Below are 17,826 nucleotides of genomic sequence, written 5' to 3' on the forward strand. Positions count from 1 at the left end.
CTGATTGCCTCAACCTGATTAGCGCCCGTTACCGGGCGCCGGAATTACAGTTTCTTGGCTTTCTCGATCGCTTCTTCGATGCCGCCGACCATGTAGAACGCTTGTTCTGGCAGGTGGTCGTAGTCACCGTTGAGGATGCCTTTGAAGCCAGCAATGGTGTCTTTCAGGGAAACGTATTTACCCGAAGCGCCAGTGAAGACTTCTGCCACGAAGAACGGCTGAGACAAGAAACGCTGGATCTTACGAGCGCGGGATACCAACTGCTTGTCGACTTCCGACAGCTCGTCCATACCCAGGATCGCAATGATGTCCTTCAGTTCTTTGTAACGCTGCAACACGTACTGAACGCCGCGAGCGGTGTCGTAGTGTTCCTGGCCGATTACCATCGGGTCCAGCTGGCGCGAAGTCGAATCCAGTGGATCCACCGCCGGGTAGATACCCAGGGATGCGATGTCACGGGACAGTACGACAGTGGCGTCCAAGTGGGCGAAGGTGGTCGCCGGCGACGGGTCAGTCAAGTCATCCGCAGGTACGTATACCGCTTGGATCGAAGTGATCGAACCGTTCTTGGTCGAAGTGATGCGCTCTTGCAGAGTACCCATCTCTTCAGCCAGGGTCGGCTGGTAACCTACTGCGGAAGGCATACGGCCCAGCAGTGCGGATACTTCAGTACCGGCCAGGGTGTAACGGTAGATGTTGTCAACGAACAACAGTACGTCGTTACCTTCGTCACGGAACTTCTCGGCCATGGTCAGGCCGGTCAGTGCTACGCGCAGACGGTTACCCGGCGGCTCGTTCATCTGACCGTAAACCAGTGCCACTTTGTCCAGAACGTTGGAGTCCTTCATCTCGTGGTAGAAGTCGTTACCCTCACGGGTACGCTCGCCCACACCAGCAAACACAGAGTAACCGCTGTGTTCCATGGCGATGTTACGGATCAGTTCCATCATGTTTACGGTTTTGCCTACACCGGCACCACCGAACAGACCAACCTTACCGCCTTTTGCAAACGGGCAGATCAGGTCGATAACCTTGATGCCGGTTTCCAGAAGGTCGTTGCCGCCCGCTTGATCAGCGAAGGACGGTGCAGGACGGTGAATGCCCCAGCGCTCTTCGGTATCAATCGGACCAGCTTCGTCGATCGGGTTGCCCAGAACGTCCATGATCCGGCCCAGAGTCGCTTTACCGACCGGTACGGAGATGGCTGCGCCAGTGTCGGTGACTTCCAGACCGCGCTTCAAGCCCTCGGTGGAACCCATCGCAATGGTACGAACCACGCCGTCGCCCAGCTGCTGCTGAACTTCCAGAGTGGTTCCGGCCGCGCTTTGTACTTTCAGCGCGTTGTAGATGCTCGGTACGTTTTCGCGTGGAAATTCCACGTCGATCACGGCGCCGATGATTTGAACGATACGTCCGCTACTCATAGCTGGATCCTCTGAATATTTGAACCGTTAAACCGCGGCAGCGCCGCCGACGATTTCCGAGATCTCTTGGGTGATCGCAGCCTGACGCGCCTTGTTGTAGATCAGCTGCAAATCGCTGATCAAATCACCGGCGTTATCAGTGGCGTTCTTCATCGCGATCATCCGCGCAGCTTGTTCAGCTGCACTGTTCTCGACCACCGCCTGGTACACCTGCGACTCCACGTAACGAACCATCAAGCCGTCTAGCAGCTCTTTGGCGTCCGGTTCGTAGAGATAGTCCCAGTGGTGCTTGAGTTCTTGATCCGGGGTCGCCACCAGTGGAATCAATTGCTCCACAGTAGGCTGTTGCGTCATGGTGTTGATAAACTTGTTGGACACCACGGACAGGCGATCAATACGGCCTTCCAGGTAAGCATCCAGCATCACCTTAACGCTGCCGATCAAATCATTGATCGACGGTTCTTCACCCAGATGGCTGATTGCAGCGACGACGTTACCGCCGAAGTTACGGAAAAAAGCCGCACCTTTGCTGCCGACCACGCACAGATCAATCTCGACGCCGTTTTCACGGTTTACCGCCATGTCCTTGACCAAAGCCTTGAACAGGTTGGTATTCAAACCACCGCACAAGCCACGGTCACTGCTCACAACCACATAACCCACACGCTTAACTTCGCGGTCGATCATGAAAGGGTGGCGGTATTCCGGGTTGGCGTTGGCCAAATGCCCAATAACCTGGCGGATGCGCTCCGCATAAGGACGGCTAGCAGCCATGCGCATTTGTGCCTTGCGCATTTTGCTGACCGCCACTTTTTCCATGGCGCTGGTAATCTTTTGCGTGCTTTTGATGCTCGCAATCTTACTGCGAATCTCTTTTGCGCCTGCCATGTAACACCTATCAGGTTAGCAAGCGGGAGCCTTGCGGCTCCCGCTGCGGCTTACCAGGTTTGGGTGGCCTTGAACTTCTCGATGCCGGCTTTGATGCCAGAATCGATTTCGTCATTGAAGTCACCTTTAACGTTGATCTTCGCCATAAGCTCGGCGTGATCGCGGTTGAAGTAAGCAATCAGCGCTTGTTCAAAGCTACCGATCTTGGTGATTTCGACGTCAGTCAGGAACCCACGCTCAGCGGCATACAGCGACAGCGCCATGTCAGCGATCGACATTGGTGCGTATTGCTTCTGCTTCATCAGCTCGGTAACGCGCTGACCATGCTCAAGTTGCTTACGGGTCGCTTCGTCCAGGTCAGATGCGAACTGGGCGAATGCCGCCAGTTCACGGTACTGAGCCAGAGCGGTACGGATACCACCGGACAGCTTCTTGATGATCTTGGTCTGAGCGGCACCACCCACACGGGATACCGAAACACCGGCGTTCACTGCAGGACGGATCCCGGAGTTGAACATGGCCGATTCCAGGAAGATCTGACCGTCAGTGATGGAAATCACGTTGGTCGGAACGAACGCGGAAACGTCGCCAGCTTGAGTTTCGATGATCGGCAGTGCGGTCAGGGAACCGGTTTTGCCGGTCACTGCGCCGTTGGTGAACTTCTCTACGTACTCTTCGGATACGCGGGATGCGCGCTCCAGAAGACGGGAGTGGAGATAGAACACGTCGCCCGGGTAAGCTTCACGGCCTGGTGGACGGCGCAGCAGCAGGGAAATCTGGCGGTAAGCCACTGCTTGCTTGGACAGATCGTCATAAACGATCAGTGCGTCTTCACCGCGGTCGCGGAAGTATTCGCCCATGGTGCAACCGGAGTACGGTGCCAGGAACTGCAGCGCTGCGGATTCGGAAGCACTGGCAGCAACGACGATGGTGTTAGCCAACGCGCCGTTTTCTTCCAGCTTGCGAACCACGTTGGCGATGGTCGATTGCTTCTGACCGATCGCTACGTATACACAGAAAATGCCGCTGTTCTTCTGGTTGATGATCGCGTCGATCGCCAGAGCGGTTTTACCGATCTGACGGTCACCGATGATCAGCTCACGCTGGCCACGGCCGACAGGGATCATGGCATCGACAGCCTTGTAGCCAGTCTGTACAGGCTGGTCTACCGACTTACGCCAGATCACGCCTGGAGCAACTTTCTCGACTGCATCAGTCTCGGTGTTGTTCAGCGGACCTTTGCCATCAACTGGGTTACCCAGTGCGTCGACAACGCGACCCAGCAGTTCCTTACCAACCGGAACTTCCAGGATGCGGCCAGTGCACTTGGCGCTCATGCCTTCAGCCAGAGTCGTGTATGCGCCCAATACAACAGCACCTACAGAGTCTTGCTCCAGGTTGAGGGCCATGCCGAAGACGCTGCCCGGAAACTCGATCATCTCGCCGTACATTACGTCGGCCAGACCGTGAATCCGCACAATACCGTCAGATACGCTGACGATGGTGCCTTCGTTACGGGCTTGGGAGGTCACATCGAGTTTTTCGATGCGGCCCTTGATAATTTCACTTATTTCGGAAGGATTGAGTTGCTGCATTGCTCTGCTGCCCCTTCAAACTCAAGATTTCAATGCTTCGGCAAGGCTTGCGAGTTTTCCGCGAACCGAGCCATCGATAACCAGGTCGCCGGCGCGGATGATGACACCACCTATAAGGCTGGCATCCTCCGCAACTTGCAGGCGCACTTCCCGGTTGAGTCGTGCACTGAGAACCTTGGCGAGTTTGTCTTGCTGTTCTTGGTCCAATGTAAAAGCACTGGTCACTTCTACGTCTACCGACTTCTCTTGTTCAGCCTTGTACAGGTCAAACAGAGCGGCGATCTCCGGCAATAGCGGGAGACGGTCGTTTTCGGCAACGACGTTGATGAAGTTCTGCATTTTTACATCGAACTTGTCGCCGCACACGTCAATAAACGTGGCGGCCTTTTCTGCGCTCGTCAGTCGCGGGGCCTTGAGCACGCGCTGCATAGTGTCGTCTTGCGACACTGCTGCAGCCAGGCCGAGCATGGCTGACCAAGAGGCCAGTTGCTGGTGGGCCTGGGCGTGCTCGAAGGCTGCCTTAGCGTAAGGTCGGGCCAACGTGGTCAATTCTGCCATGATCGCCCTCGCTTAAATTTCAGCAGCCAGTTTATTAACCAGCTCCGCGTGCGCGTTTTGATCGATTGTGGCACCCAGGATCTTTTCAGCGCCTTCAACGGCCAGGCTACCCAATTGGGTGCGCAGCGCGTCTTTGACACTGTTGATTTCCTGTTCGATCTCGGCCTGAGCCTGAGCCTTCACACGGTCAGCTTCAACGCGAGCCTGTTCACGGGCTTCGTCTACGATCTGAGTACCGCGTTTCTTGGCTTGCTCAATGATTTCAGCTGCTTGAGCCTTAGCTTCGCGCAGTTGTTGACCCGCTTTATCTTGGGCCAACTCCAGGTCGCGAGCTGCTCGGTTAGCAGCGTCCAGTCCAGCCGCAATCTTCTTCTGACGTTCTTGCAATGCCGCGATGACCGGAGGCCACACGAACTTCATGCAAAACAGTACAAAAATGAAGAACGCAACGGACTGGCCAATCAGGGTTGCATTAATGTTCACGCCAACACCTCGCTCGTTCGTTGTCCATCACTCTAATCAACTCGAAAATTCGAGTGATTAGCCAGCGAGTTGACCAACGAAGGGGTTCGCGAAGGTGAAGAACAGTGCAATACCAACACCGATCATGGTTACGGCGTCGAGCAGACCGGCAACGATGAACATTTTAACTTGCAGCATTGGAACCATTTCTGGCTGACGCGCTGCGCCTTCCAGGAACTTGCCGCCCAACAGGCCGAAACCAATTGCGGTACCCAGTGCGCCCAGGCCGATCAACAGTGCAACAGCGATAGCGGTTAGACCAACTACAGTTTCCATCTTTCCTCCCGACTTTTACGTCGTATGGTTTAGGTTTTTTAGATTAAAGCGGTAAAACAAAATCATTTTGCGACACCCCCATGCCGGAGCAGGGGGCGCCAGACTCGCCGAGACGGGTCTTAGTGGTTATCTTCGTGTGCCATCGACAAGTAGACGATGGTCAACATCATGAAGATGAACGCTTGCAAGGTGATGATCAGGATGTGGAATACAGCCCACGCCCATTGCAGCACCACGCCCAGACCGCTAAGCCAAAGCAGGCCGCTGCCGAACATTACGGCGATCAGGATAAATACCAGTTCGCCAGCATACATATTGCCGAACAGACGCAGAGCCAGCGAGATTGGCTTGGCAATCAGCGTCACGAATTCGAGCAGGAAGTTCACCGGAATCAGCAGCGCCTGAATAAAGATATTCTTGCTGCCAAACGGGTGCAGGGTCAGTTCACCGATGAAACCGCCGATGCCTTTGACTTTGATGCTGTAGAAGATGATCAGTGCAAACACCGACAGGGCCATGCCCATGGTCGCGTTTGGATCTGTCGTCGGTACGGCACGGAAAGGGATGTGCGGGTCGCCAGTGATCAGCATCGCCAACTGAGGAATCCAGTCAACCGGTACCAGGTCGATGGCATTCATCAGGAATACCCAGACGAAAATGGTCAGCGCCAGTGGTGCAATGACGGCACTGCGACCATGGAAGCTGTCTTTCACACTGCCATCAACGAATTCAATCAAAACCTCTACGAAGTTTTGCAGTGCGCCTGGTTGACCGGAAGTTGCCTTCTTGGCCGCCATGCGGAATACGAGGATGAAAATCAGACCGACAAACAGCGACCAGCCGAGAGTATCGACATGGAACGCCCAAAAGCCCATTGATTTAGCTTCTGCAACGGTGTGAGCAAAGCCCCAGCCACCATCAGGTAGCTGCCCGAAGGTCAGGTTCTGTAAGTGGTGCTGGATATAGCCCGAAGCGGTTGTTTCTGCCATGGTTGCCTCAAACGCCCTAAGGTCTCGAAAGTGTTGTTCTCATTAGCAGGGGAGCGAACCAACTGACCAGTTGGGTCAGCACGAAGACGCCGAATACAGCTAGCGGCGCCAGTGGCTTCACACCTGCAAACGTCAGCGCGAACAGCACTGCCGTCAAAATTAATTTGCCTGCCTCGCCAGCGTAAAACGACCGGACGATGGCTTGCGCTGCTCGGGCGCCGGAAAACCGGAAAGCCCTGTGAGCAAAATACACATTGGGTAGCAAAGCTATCAGGCCTCCGCAGAGTCCTGAATATCCGGCTACGACTCCATGCCATTGCCAGAGCCCCAGAGCAGCCAGCAATAAAACGACAAATTGAGCCAGTAAAACTGGAAATACCGCCAAGCGATGGAACGGCAAGCGGTTTGGCGTGCGGGTTTCCATCACAACTGCTCCTCAAAGGTCGGCTGCCAAAAGAAAAAAACTTGGCATAATTTGTGCCGACAAAATGCGCGCAGAGTATAGGGGCGCTTAATCCCCTATTCAACTGTCAGGTAGTGATTTCCGACTGCGCGCTACATGAGGAAATGTTTCAGCGGATGTGAGCAAGCACTCCTTGAAGCTCATCCAGAGAGTTGTAACCAATGACTAACTGACCCTTTCCCTTCTTACCGTGGCGAATCTGCACCGCAGAGCCTAGGCGCTCGGCCAGACGCTGCTCGAGCCGGGTGATATCCGGATCGGTTTTGACCGGTTCGGCAGGCTCTTGCTTGCCACTCAACCACTGGCGAACCAGGGCTTCGGTCTGACGCACGGTCAAACCACGTGCGACAACGTGTCGCGCCCCTTCAACCTGCTGATTTTCAGGCAAACCCAGGAGTGCCCGGGCATGACCCATTTCCAGGTCACCATGGGACAGCATGGTTTTGATCACTTCCGGCAATGAAATCAACCGTAACAAGTTAGCCACAGACACCCGGGACTTACCCACAGCATCGGCCACCTGTTGCTGAGTCAGCTGGAACTCTTGCTGCAAACGCTGCAAGGCCACGGCTTCTTCAATCGGATTGAGGTCTTCACGCTGGATGTTTTCGATCAGCGCCATTGCAATGGCAGTTTCATCCGGTACGTCTTTGACCATCGCCGGGATGGTGTCCTTGCCCGCTTGCTGACTTGCACGCCAGCGGCGCTCACCGGCAATGATCTCAAAACGCCCGCCAGCGATCGGACGCACCACGATCGGCTGCATCACGCCCTGAGACTTGATCGAACTCGCAAGCTCTTCAAGTGCCTGGGGGTCCATGTCGCGACGAGGCTGGTATTTACCGCGCTGGATCAAGTCCAGGGGCAAATGCTGCAGTTCGCTTTGATCAACCTTGACCGCTTGTTCTTCCAGCGAGCTGACCGTAGGACCACTCAGAAGAGCATCCAGTCCGCGTCCGAGACCTCGTTTCTTGACGGCCATGGGATTTCCTTAAGTTGGCTGAGCAGTGCGGGAGGTACGACGTTGACGACGAACCAGCTCGCCCGCCAGGGCAAGGTAAGCAATCGCGCCACGGGAATTTTTGTCATAGGCCAGGGCAGGCATGCCATAGCTTGGCGCTTCAGCCAGACGGATATTGCGCGGAATCACGGTGTCGTAGAGCTGCTCGCCAAAGTGTTCCTTGAGCTGGGCCGAGACATCGTTCATCAGGCTCAGACGCGGATCGTACATAGTCCGCAGCAAGCCTTCGATTTTCAGGTTCGGGTTCAGCAGCTCAGCGATACGCTTGATGTTATCCACAAGGTCGCTCAAGCCTTCGAGCGCGAAGTACTCGCACTGCATGGGGATAATCACCCCGTCGGCAGCGACCAGAGCGTTCAGGGTCAGCATCGACAGTGACGGCGGGCAATCGATCAGGATGTAGTCGTAGCTCTCACGGACCGGGGCCAGTGCAGTACGCAGACGGCTTTCCTTCATCTGCATTTCGAGCAGTACGACTTCAGCCGCGGTCAGATCGCGGTTAGCTGGCAGTAACTGGTAACCACCGTGTTCGGAGTAGTGCATGGCCTCGGCCAGATCACACTCACCGATCAACAGGTCATAAACTGAATTCTCGAGACCATGCTTATCCACACCGCTACCCATGGTGGCGTTGCCCTGTGGATCGAGGTCGATCAGCAGTACGCGGCGCTTGGTCGCGACCAACGATGCTGCGAGGTTGATACAGGTGGTGGTTTTACCCACACCACCCTTTTGGTTCGCTATTGCGAATACCTTAGCCATTCTTGCTTGCGTTCCCAATCATGCCGTGCGGCGCAGTATCAGCAGATGGCGTTGGCCTTGGCAACCCGGAACGGTCAAGGCGTGTTCGCCATCGAGACGAAAATCAGACGGCAATGCTACCAGCTCATCGGCCGGATGAACGCCCTTCATTGCCAACCAGCGCGTTTCGCTGTCACCAAGGTGACGCGTCCAGTTGCTGAAGTTTTCCATACTGCTGAAAGCTCTGGACACAATTCCAGTGAACGGTTGCGCAGGCTGATACTCCTCGACGCGACTGTGGATAACTTGCAGGTTATCCAGCTTGAGCTCGAGTTTGACCTGGGTCAGGAAGCGGGTTTTCTTGCCGTTACTGTCCAGACAGGTCACTTGCGACCCGGGAAACAGGATGGCCAAGGGAATCCCCGGCATGCCGCCGCCACTACCGACATCCAGCCAGCGGCCGTTTTCGATGAAAGGCATCACGCTCAGACTGTCGAGCAAATGGCGCGACACCATTTCGTCGGGGTTACGCACAGCCGTAAGGTTGTAGGCCTTGTTCCATTTGATCAACAGGGCGAGATAACCCAGCAACTGCTGGTGCTGGGCCTCGGTCAGATCGACGCCCAGCTGGCGTGCACCTGTGGATAACTCTTCAGCATGTTGTGCGGTAACCAGCGAACTCAAGCGTTTTGCTCCAACTTGCGGCCAGCGCCGCGTTTTTTCAGGTGAATCATCAACAGGGAGATCGCAGCCGGTGTCACACCGGGAATGCGCGAAGCCTGGCCCAGCGTCTCGGGACGCGTAGCACCCAGCTTGCTCTGGATCTCTTTCGACAGTCCGGAGATGTTCGTGTAATCGATATCCACAGGCAGTTTGGTATTTTCACTGGCCCGCAGACGAGCAATCTCATCCTGTTGACGATCGATGTAACCGGCATATTTGGTCTTGATTTCAACCTGCTCGGCCACCAGCGGATCGGTTGCACCCTGCCCTGTCACTTCGATCAGACCGACGTAATCAATTTCGGGACGGGTCAGCAGATTCAGCAAATTGTATTCGTGGGTCAAAGGCGTACCGAACCGGGCTGCAATCGCTTCACCCTGTTCAGTGCCCGGGCGAACCCAGGTGCTCTTCAAGCGCTGTTCTTCCTGCGCGATGCTTTCGCGCTTGGTGCAAAACGCAGCCCAGCGGGCGTCGTCGACCAGGCCAAGCTCGCGTCCTTTCTCGGTCAGACGCATATCGGCGTTGTCTTCACGCAGGATCAGGCGGTACTCGGCCCGGGAGGTGAACATCCGGTACGGTTCTTGAGTTCCCAAGGTGATCAGATCGTCCACCAGGACCCCGATGTAGGCCTCATCGCGACGAGGGCACCAGCTGTCTTTGCCCTGTGCAAGCAATGCCGCGTTGGCGCCGGCGAGCAAACCTTGTGCTCCGGCTTCTTCGTAACCGGTGGTGCCGTTGATTTGTCCGGCAAAGAACAAACCGCCGATCACCTTGGTTTCGAGGCTGTATTTCAGGTCACGGGGATCGAAATAGTCGTATTCGATGGCATAACCTGGACGCACGATGTGGGCGTTTTCCATACCGCGGATCGACTGCACAATCTGGATCTGCACATCGAACGGCAAGGAAGTGGAAATCCCGTTCGGGTACAGCTCGTGGGTCGTCAAACCTTCAGGTTCGATAAAGACCTGGTGGCTTTCCTTGTCGGCAAAGCGATGAATCTTGTCTTCGATGGACGGGCAATAGCGCGGACCAATGCCCTCGATAACACCCGAATACATCGGTGAACGATCAAGGTTGGCAGCAATGATTTCGTGGGTGCGGGCGTTGGTATGGGTAATCCAGCAACTGACTTGAGCCGGATGCTGTTGCTTGTTGCCCATGAACGACATCACTGGAATCGGGGTATCGCCAGGCTGTTCGGTCATGACCGAAAAATCCACTGAACGACCATCAATACGCGGTGGTGTACCGGTTTTCAGGCGACCGACCCGTAATGGCAGTTCACGCAGGCGCTGTGCCAGGGCGATCGAAGGTGGATCACCGGCCCGGCCGCCTGAATAGTTCTGCATTCCGATGTGGATAAGTCCACCGAGGAAAGTGCCTGTGGTCAAAACCACGGCATCGGCCATGAAACGCAGACCCATCTGGGTTACTACGCCACGGACCTGATCCTGTTCAACGATCAGGTCATCAGCCGCTTGTTGAAATATCCACAGGTTGGGCTGGTTTTCCAGAATTTCCCGTACTGCCGCCTTGTACAGAATGCGGTCGGCCTGTGCACGGGTTGCACGCACTGCCGGGCCTTTGCGGCCATTGAGTACACGGAACTGGATACCGCCTTTATCGGTGGCAATCGCCATCGCGCCACCGAGGGCATCGATTTCTTTAACCAGATGGCTTTTACCAATCCCGCCAATCGCAGGATTGCAGCTCATTTGCCCGAGGGTTTCCACGTTGTGGGTCAACAGCAGGGTTTTTACGCCCATACGTGCTGAAGCAAGTGCAGCCTCGGTTCCGGCGTGACCGCCGCCGATGACGATCACTGCAAAACGGGAAGGGAAATTCACCACGCACCTCGTGCCTGTTTCTAGGGGTTTTTGGATAGACCGCAAAGTATAGGGACTTCGCCCTTCTTAAAGAACCCTTTGCACAAAATTTAACCAGCTGTGGATAAGGCCAGATAGATAAATAAATAGAGAAGAAATTTATAAAGCTTTGTTTTTATGTTTATTACTACTGAGCGACCTATCTGTGGATAGATTGCTGAAGGCCTTTAAACTCGTACTGTACAGAGATTCAAAAATCTGTGGTTAGGTGCCAATGAGGGGTTTGGATAAGTACTTTAAGCTTGTGGATAAAGACCTCGCTTATCCACAGGGGTGGTTATCTTCAGTTTTCAGGCCTACTTACCCACCGAGCTAAGGGGCGGTTATGCACAGGGCTTATTTCATGTTTATTGTGCAATCCAGCCAATAAACAGGCAGCCGAAGGCCGCTCGAATGGCTGTTTCATCAAGCGGCCTGACGATCGGTAGCTGGGTAAAGCGAAAAATGCCTGAAATTAACCCCTTCAGACGGAGATATTCAGCCAGCCTGAGGTCGAGGCCTCAAGCCTGTGGGTAATTCCGATAGCGTCCACAAACGCTTCATCGTGGGAAGTCACGATCAAAGTCCCCCGGTACTGCTGGAGCATCGATTCCAGGGCCCGGATAGAGGGCAAATCGAGATGATTGGCCGGTTCATCCAGCAATAAAAGCTGTGCTGGCTGTTGTGCATAAAGCACACATGCCATTGCCGCTTTCACCCGCTCACCCCCACTGAGCTGTGCACAAGTCTGGTTTACCTGGTTAGCGTCAAGGCCTAATTGCGCCAGCCGCGTACGCAATTCACTGTCATTGAGCTCCTGGTTCAGAGCGCGCAATTGCTCAAGCACTGACAGCCCGGGCTCCAGCAATGTCAGATGCTGGTCGAGATAAGCCGCTGTCACAAAGGTGTGAGCCTGGCCCGATATGATAGGAAGCTGCCCGGCCAAAACCTTGAGCAAGGTCGACTTGCCGCAACCGTTTGGCCCCACAAGGGCGACTCGCTGGCCCCGACTCAGGGTCAGGTTGACCAGCTGCAGAGGCTCAGCCCCCCGGGGCAAACGAGCATCTATCAGCTCTGCGATTTGCAACGGTACGTTTTGGCTGCGTACAGGTGGATACACAAAAATGCTCTGTTGGTCTTCTACCTGGCTTGCAGCCAGGTGGACCTTGGCAGACAAGGCCTGATGTGCAGCGTTTTGTTGCAGCCGCAGTTTGCCGCTACTGGTCTGACTGCGTTCCTTTTGCCGATCCAGCAGGATCTTCGCCTGGTTACTGCCACTGGCCTGTTGCTTGCCTCGGGCTTGCCTGCGCTCAAGGCGCTCCCTTTGCTCACGCAGGGCATGCTCCTCGCGTTTGCGTTCAACCTTGGCTGATTCCAGTCGTTGCAGGGCCGACTGTTGCTGCTGGTCTTTGGCCTGTGCATAAAACGAGAAGTTGCCGCCATAGCTGGTGAGTCCCAGGGATGAGAGTTCCACGATGCGTTCCATGCACTCCAACAATTCGCGGTCATGGCTGATCACCAGCAGACCGCCGGGCCAACGTTGCAGTTGTTGATACAAAGCCTGTCGGTGCTGACGATCGAGATGATTGGAAGGTTCATCCAGTATCAAAAAGTCGGCTTCAGACAAAAAAGCGCCCATCAAAGCTACGCGCATGGCTTCGCCACCACTGAGCGCCGAAGCAGGTGTCGAAGGATTCAGGTGGGCGAGTCCGTTTTGCTGCAGCTGGTCGAGCAATTGCTGACGAATGTTCCACTGCTCTCCTACGCAGTCAAAGTCCGCTTGGGCAGTGCTGCCTTGCCCGATACGCTCAAGGGCACAGAGGATGGGCTGCACGCCTGCCAGATCGGCCAGGGTCCGCTCTGATTCAAGGCTGACTTGCTGTGCCAGGTAATACACCGATCCGTTGCGCAGACAGCGACCTGAGGCAGGCAAGATATCCCCTGCGATTAGACGCGCCAGGATACTTTTGCCCACGCCATTGCGCCCGATCAGGCCTGTGGGGCGTTGGTCGAGGTGCAAATCAAGGTCAGAAAACAGCGGGCTACCGTCGGGTAGCTGATAAGAAACGCTTTCCAGCGTCACATAGGGAACGTGAGTCATATGCACTCCAAAGATGCCCAGAACTGCCCCTGCTGTGAGGGGAATAAGAACTGGCCGCAAGAATCGCGGCGGCATCAATGACGCATTGGACTAACACCTCTGTGGATGTGGGGGAATGGAAACTATACCGAAAACTGTAGGAGCGAGCTCGCTATCTTTTAACCGCTCGCTCCTACAGGGATCTTGGCTATTTACCGATACAGAAGCTGGAGAAGATCCGTCCCAGCAGATCATCCGAGCTGAATGCCCCGGTAATCTCGCCGAGGGAATGCTGGGCCTGACGTAAATCCTCCGCCAGCAACTCACCGGCACCCGCCAGGGTCAGCTGTGCCCTGCCGTGCTCCAGGGCATCACTTGCATGGCGCAACGCCTCCAGGTGACGACGGCGTGCACTGAAGCTGCTCTCAGAGGTCTGCTCGTAGCCCATGCAGGCCTTGAGATGATCGCGCAGCAACTCGAGGCCATCTCCGGCATCTGTGGAGCGGGCACTCAAGCTGATGGTCACGTGGCCATCGTCACAGACCTGCAGACGAATATCCTCTCCGGTCAGGTCAGCCTTGTTGCGGATCAAGGTTACTTTGGCCGGGTCCGGACGCTGCTGCAAAAACTCGGGCCACAGGGCAAAGGGGTCATCAGCCTCTGGTGCAGTCGCATCCACCACCAGCAACACCCGGTCAGCTTCACCAATGGCCTTGAGGGCTCGTTGTACACCGATTTTTTCGACTTGATCATCGGTGTCGCGCAGACCTGCAGTGTCTACCACGTGCAACGGCATGCCATCGATGTGGATATGTTCACGCAATACGTCACGGGTGGTGCCGGCAATTTCAGTAACAATTGCGGCTTCGCGTCCGGCCAGTGCGTTGAGCAAGCTGGACTTTCCTGCATTGGGCCGGCCGGCAATCACTACTGTCATGCCGTCCCGCAACAATGCGCCCTGGCCTGCCTCGCGCATCACGGTGGATAACTCTTGGCGAACCTTGTCCAGCATCCCCAGCACGTGGCCATCGGCCAGAAAGTCGATTTCCTCTTCCGGAAAATCAATCGCAGCTTCGACGTAGATGCGCAAACCGATCAATTGTTCGGTCAAGTTATGCACACGCTGCGAAAACGCTCCCTGCAAGGAGCGCAAGGCATTGCGTGCCGCCTGTGCAGAGCTGGCCTCGATAAGGTCGGCAATGGCTTCGGCCTGGGCCAGATCGAGCTTGTCATTCAAAAATGCGCGTTCACTGAACTCGCCCGGGCGTGCCAGGCGGCAACCCAGTTGAATACAGCGTTGCAGCAACATATCGAGAACAATGGGGCCGCCGTGACCTTGCAGTTCCAGCACGTCTTCGCCGGTAAAAGAGTTGGGGCCCGGGAAGTACAGCGCGATGCCTTCATCGAGTACTTCGCGGTTTTCCCCATAAAACGGACCGTAGTGGGCGTAGCGCGGCTTCAATTCGCGCTCGCTGAATGCTTTGGCTGCGATGCTTGCGAGCGGGCCGGAGATACGCACGATACCCACACCACCTCGGCCTTGGGCAGTTGCCACAGCGGCAATGGTTTCAGCAGCAACACTCATAAAACAGGCCTCAAAACAAAAGTGATGGAAAGCAAAACGCCCCACTAGGGGGCGTTTTGAGTGGTGCTCACCAGAGTAAGTTACTCGGCTGCTTTTTTGGTAGCAGCTTCGACCTTACGTGTGATGTACCACTGTTGGGCGATGGACAGGCAGTTGTTCACAACCCAGTACAGCACCAGACCAGCCGGGAACCACAGGAAGAAGAAGGTGAAGATGATTGGCATCAGCTTCATCACCTTGGCCTGCATCGGATCCGGAGGAGTCGGGTTCAGACGCTGCTGGATGAACATGGTTGCGCCCATGATGATCGGCAGAATGAAGAACGGGTCCTTGATCGACAGGTCGGTAATCCAGAGCATGAACGGCGCCTGGCGCATTTCAACACTTTCCAGAAGTACCCAGTACAAGGACAGGAAGACCGGCATCTGCACCAGAATCGGCAAGCAGCCGCCCAGCGGATTGATCTTCTCTTTCTTGTACAACTCCATCATCGCTTGCGACATTTTCTGGCGATCATCACCGAACTGCTCTTTCAGAGCGGCCAGTTTTGGTGCCACAGCGCGCATGCGGGCCATCGACTTGTAGCTGGCGGCCGACAGAGGGAAGAAGATCCCTTTGATCAGCATGGTCAGGAAAATGATCGACCAGCCCCAGTTACCTACCAGGCTGTGGATATGTTGCAGCAGCCAGAAAATAGGCTGGGCAATGAACCACAGGATGCCGTAGTCGACAGTCAGTTCCAGGCCTGGGGATAACTCTTTGAGCACACCCTGGCTTTTCGGACCGGCGTACAAGGTAGCGCTGGTTTCGCCTGTTTTGCCCGGCTCAACGGTCAAGGTTGGACCGGTAAAACCGATGATGTAGTTGCCCTGGCTGTCTTTACGGGTCTGAACTACGTTGGAATCACCCTTCTGAGGAATCCACGCGGTTACAAAGTAGTGTTGCAGCCATGCAACCCAGCCACCTTGAACGGTTTCTTTCAGCTGGCCCTTGTCGATATCTTTCATCGACACTTTTTTGTACGGCTCAGAACTTGTCCACAGGGCGGCGCCCAGGTAAGTCGCAGTGCCGGTGGCGGTGCTGGAAGAAGGATCGGAGCTGTTGTCGCGTTTCAATTGCGCGAACAGGTTGCCGTTCCACGGCTTGCCGCTCTCGTTATCAATCAAATAGCTGACTTGAACATCGTACAGGCCACGCTTGAGCGTGAAACGCTTGATGTAGTTGATCCCGTTTTCGCTGAATTTCAGGTCAACGACCAACTGATCCTGGCCTGGAGCCAGTTCATAAGTCTTTTTATCTGTGCTGAAAACCGGGCGACCTGCAGGGCGGGCATCCGGTCCATCAACACCTGTCAGGCCGCTTTGAGCCAGATAGGTGCGTTCGTTGCCGTTATCGAACAACTGGAAAGGAACATCCGGGAGGTCCTGACGGCGCGGATAAAGCGGCAGACGCAACTGGGCAATGTCGCCACCCTGTGGATCAATCGCAATGTCCAGAACATCCGTTTTCAGGTGGATGAGATCTTTGCTTGCAGCAACCGGAGTTTCAGTCGGTGTGCTGGTATCGCCATTGGCGCTGGGTACATCGGCACTGTTGGAAGCGTTGTTACCTGAAGCCGTGTCGGGCAAAGCCGGCGCGGTGGTGCTGCTGGCGGCAACATTCTGAGTCGGCAGTGCAGCTTGGCCGTAGTCCTGGTTCCATTTCAGGACCATAACGTAGGACACGACTGCTAGAGCGACGATCAGGATCGTGCGTTTAATATCCATGATTACTCGGCCATCGAAGAAGAACGGGAGGTAGGGATAGGTGGAACCGGGTCGTAACCACCGGGATTCCACGGGTGACAGCGACCTAAACGACGAAAGGTCAGCCAGCCGCCGCGAAGAACGCCATGATTTTCGATGGCTTCCAACGCGTAGCAGGAACAACTGGGGTAGAAACGGCAGTGGCTGGCCATCAAAGGACTAATGGCATAACGATAAAACTGGATCGGAACGAGCACCAGTTTACGCATCAGGACTGCCTACCCCTACAGTTTCGGTTTTAACCGCTGGAACTGGCGCGTTACGGGCCAGACGCTTCCAGAGTTTGCCGAAATGCTGAATCAATTCGGGGTTCTCTACGTCACCCAAACCTTTGCGCGCGACGATAACGATATCCCAACCAACCAGTAAATCCTGGTGGAGACGAAACGATTCACGCATCAAACGCTTAAGGCGATTGCGCTCAACGGAGAGCTTTACGCTCTTTTTACCGATCACTAACCCCAAACGGGGGTGATCGAGATCGTTGCTGCGCGCAAGGAGCAGGAGATTTTTCCCCGGAACCTTGCCGGTGGGGGAGTCAAAGACTGCCTTGAAATGTCGGGGAGTGAGTAACCGCTTTTCCCGACTGAAGTCCTGACTCACCACCATTGTCTGATTATCAAACTGCCAGACGTGCACGGCCTTTGGCGCGGCGACGCGACAGGACTGCACGGCCGTTTTTGGTTGCCATGCGAGCACGGAAACCGTGAGTGCGGGCGCGTTTGATAGTGCTTGGTTGGAAAGTACGTTTCATGTCGTGCTACCTGGTTCGTCCACAACGGGCCGGAATGGCCCCCGTTTTAAGAGACCGGCGATTCTAGAGAAAGCAAGCCGATAGGTCAATTTCCAACCAACGTTTACTGCTAAATAGATGTTTGGCCTTTTGCACAGCCCTTTCACCAGCCAACTATAAAAATAAAGAAACGAAGTATTTAAAGCTCTTTTATAAAGCTTATTAAACTTAGGGACGCCATCTTCTGTGGATAACTCGCTCGAGGCTAGATAAATCAACGTTCTCAGAGGATGACAACACTGTCGAGAAGCCGTGCTCTGCCTGTGCTGCACCCTCGGATAAGCTGTGCACGAAAGGGCTATTTATCCACAGGCCACTTATGCACAGAGTTTCGACCCCACTTGTGCAACGAGCTTAGGCCCGCTTATCCACAGACCTTATGCACATACCATTTGTCGCTTTGTTCACAGCAAAAAGGCGAATCTCCCCTTATAGGCAGGCAACCTACATGTGGATAAGTGGGCGAGTGCTCGCTACAATGGCGCCTGTTTTTGC

Annotated in this window: 18 protein-coding genes; all 18 read right to left on the bottom strand. The window is 55.2% G+C overall.

The genetic code is table 11. The annotated features are described in order from the left end of the window. Positions 1–44: 44 nt before the first annotated feature. Complete coding sequence (gene atpD, locus JQ848_RS22500; protein ID WP_003438005.1) at positions 45–1,424, bottom strand: F0F1 ATP synthase subunit beta; 1,380 nt, start codon at positions 1,422–1,424, stop codon at positions 45–47. A gap of 27 nt (positions 1,425–1,451) precedes the next feature. Next, a complete protein-coding gene (atpG, locus tag JQ848_RS22505) occupies positions 1,452–2,312 on the bottom strand; it encodes a F0F1 ATP synthase subunit gamma (RefSeq protein WP_003438003.1) in 861 nt (286 codons plus the stop codon). A 50-nt stretch (positions 2,313–2,362) separates the two neighbouring features. Then, positions 2,363–3,907: a F0F1 ATP synthase subunit alpha gene (gene atpA / locus JQ848_RS22510; protein WP_003438001.1), complete on the bottom strand. Its 1,545-nt coding sequence runs from the start codon at positions 3,905–3,907 to the stop codon at positions 2,363–2,365. Positions 3,908–3,928: 21 nt separating this feature from the next. After that, positions 3,929–4,465, bottom strand: coding sequence for a F0F1 ATP synthase subunit delta (locus JQ848_RS22515; RefSeq protein WP_003437999.1), 537 nt, complete (start codon positions 4,463–4,465; stop codon positions 3,929–3,931). 12 nt (positions 4,466–4,477) lie between these two features. Continuing rightward, positions 4,478–4,948, bottom strand: a complete 471-nt coding sequence (locus JQ848_RS22520; RefSeq protein WP_003437998.1) for a F0F1 ATP synthase subunit B — start codon at positions 4,946–4,948, stop codon at positions 4,478–4,480. Between the two features lie 57 nt (positions 4,949–5,005). Beyond that, a complete protein-coding gene (atpE, locus tag JQ848_RS22525; RefSeq protein ID WP_002555987.1) occupies positions 5,006–5,263 on the bottom strand; it encodes a F0F1 ATP synthase subunit C in 258 nt (85 codons plus the stop codon). A gap of 119 nt (positions 5,264–5,382) precedes the next feature. Beyond that, positions 5,383–6,252 carry a F0F1 ATP synthase subunit A gene (gene atpB / locus JQ848_RS22530; RefSeq protein ID WP_161719247.1) on the bottom strand — a complete coding sequence of 290 codons (870 nt, stop codon included), beginning with the start codon at positions 6,250–6,252 and terminating at the stop codon, positions 5,383–5,385. Between the two features lie 16 nt (positions 6,253–6,268). Continuing rightward, positions 6,269–6,676: a F0F1 ATP synthase subunit I gene (locus tag JQ848_RS22535; RefSeq protein ID WP_003437994.1), complete on the bottom strand. Its 408-nt coding sequence runs from the start codon at positions 6,674–6,676 to the stop codon at positions 6,269–6,271. Between the two features lie 148 nt (positions 6,677–6,824). Next, positions 6,825–7,697: a ParB/RepB/Spo0J family partition protein gene (locus tag JQ848_RS22540; RefSeq protein WP_003437992.1), complete on the bottom strand. Its 873-nt coding sequence runs from the start codon at positions 7,695–7,697 to the stop codon at positions 6,825–6,827. A 9-nt stretch (positions 7,698–7,706) separates the two neighbouring features. Then, positions 7,707–8,498, bottom strand: a complete 792-nt coding sequence (locus tag JQ848_RS22545) for a ParA family protein (protein ID WP_003437990.1) — start codon at positions 8,496–8,498, stop codon at positions 7,707–7,709. Positions 8,499–8,516: 18 nt separating this feature from the next. After that, positions 8,517–9,161, bottom strand: coding sequence for a 16S rRNA (guanine(527)-N(7))-methyltransferase RsmG (gene rsmG, locus JQ848_RS22550; RefSeq protein WP_003437989.1), 645 nt, complete (start codon positions 9,159–9,161; stop codon positions 8,517–8,519). Further along, positions 9,158–11,050 (bottom strand): tRNA uridine-5-carboxymethylaminomethyl(34) synthesis enzyme MnmG, encoded by a 1,893-nt coding sequence (gene mnmG / locus JQ848_RS22555; protein WP_010656722.1) that lies wholly within the window; start codon positions 11,048–11,050, stop codon positions 9,158–9,160. The genes rsmG and mnmG overlap by 4 nt, the downstream gene beginning before the upstream one ends. A 502-nt stretch (positions 11,051–11,552) precedes the next feature. Next, positions 11,553–13,169: an ABC-F family ATP-binding cassette domain-containing protein gene (locus JQ848_RS22560; RefSeq protein WP_010656723.1), complete on the bottom strand. Its 1,617-nt coding sequence runs from the start codon at positions 13,167–13,169 to the stop codon at positions 11,553–11,555. A gap of 187 nt (positions 13,170–13,356) precedes the next feature. Continuing rightward, the gene (gene mnmE / locus JQ848_RS22565; protein ID WP_003437982.1) at positions 13,357–14,733 is read right to left on the bottom strand and encodes a tRNA uridine-5-carboxymethylaminomethyl(34) synthesis GTPase MnmE; all 1,377 of its coding nucleotides are present in this window, start codon (positions 14,731–14,733) and stop codon (positions 13,357–13,359) included. Positions 14,734–14,813: 80 nt separating this feature from the next. Beyond that, positions 14,814–16,499 (bottom strand): membrane protein insertase YidC, encoded by a 1,686-nt coding sequence (yidC, locus tag JQ848_RS22570; protein WP_202211230.1) that lies wholly within the window; start codon positions 16,497–16,499, stop codon positions 14,814–14,816. Positions 16,500–16,501: 2 nt separating this feature from the next. Further along, entirely contained in the window at positions 16,502–16,747 is a 246-nt protein-coding gene (gene yidD / locus JQ848_RS22575) for a membrane protein insertion efficiency factor YidD (RefSeq protein WP_003437980.1), read from the bottom strand. Continuing rightward, the gene (gene rnpA, locus JQ848_RS22580) at positions 16,740–17,141 is read right to left on the bottom strand and encodes a ribonuclease P protein component (protein WP_029612709.1); all 402 of its coding nucleotides are present in this window, start codon (positions 17,139–17,141) and stop codon (positions 16,740–16,742) included. Before rnpA ends, yidD begins: the two co-directional genes overlap by 8 nt. Before the next feature lie 16 nt (positions 17,142–17,157). After that, complete coding sequence (rpmH, locus tag JQ848_RS22585; protein WP_003213577.1) at positions 17,158–17,292, bottom strand: 50S ribosomal protein L34; 135 nt, start codon at positions 17,290–17,292, stop codon at positions 17,158–17,160. Between the last annotated feature and the right edge of the window lie 534 nt (positions 17,293–17,826).

Origin of the sequence: Pseudomonas paraversuta, from assembly GCF_904067025.1 — a bacterium.
Classification (GTDB): domain Bacteria; phylum Pseudomonadota; class Gammaproteobacteria; order Pseudomonadales; family Pseudomonadaceae; genus Aquipseudomonas; species Aquipseudomonas paraversuta.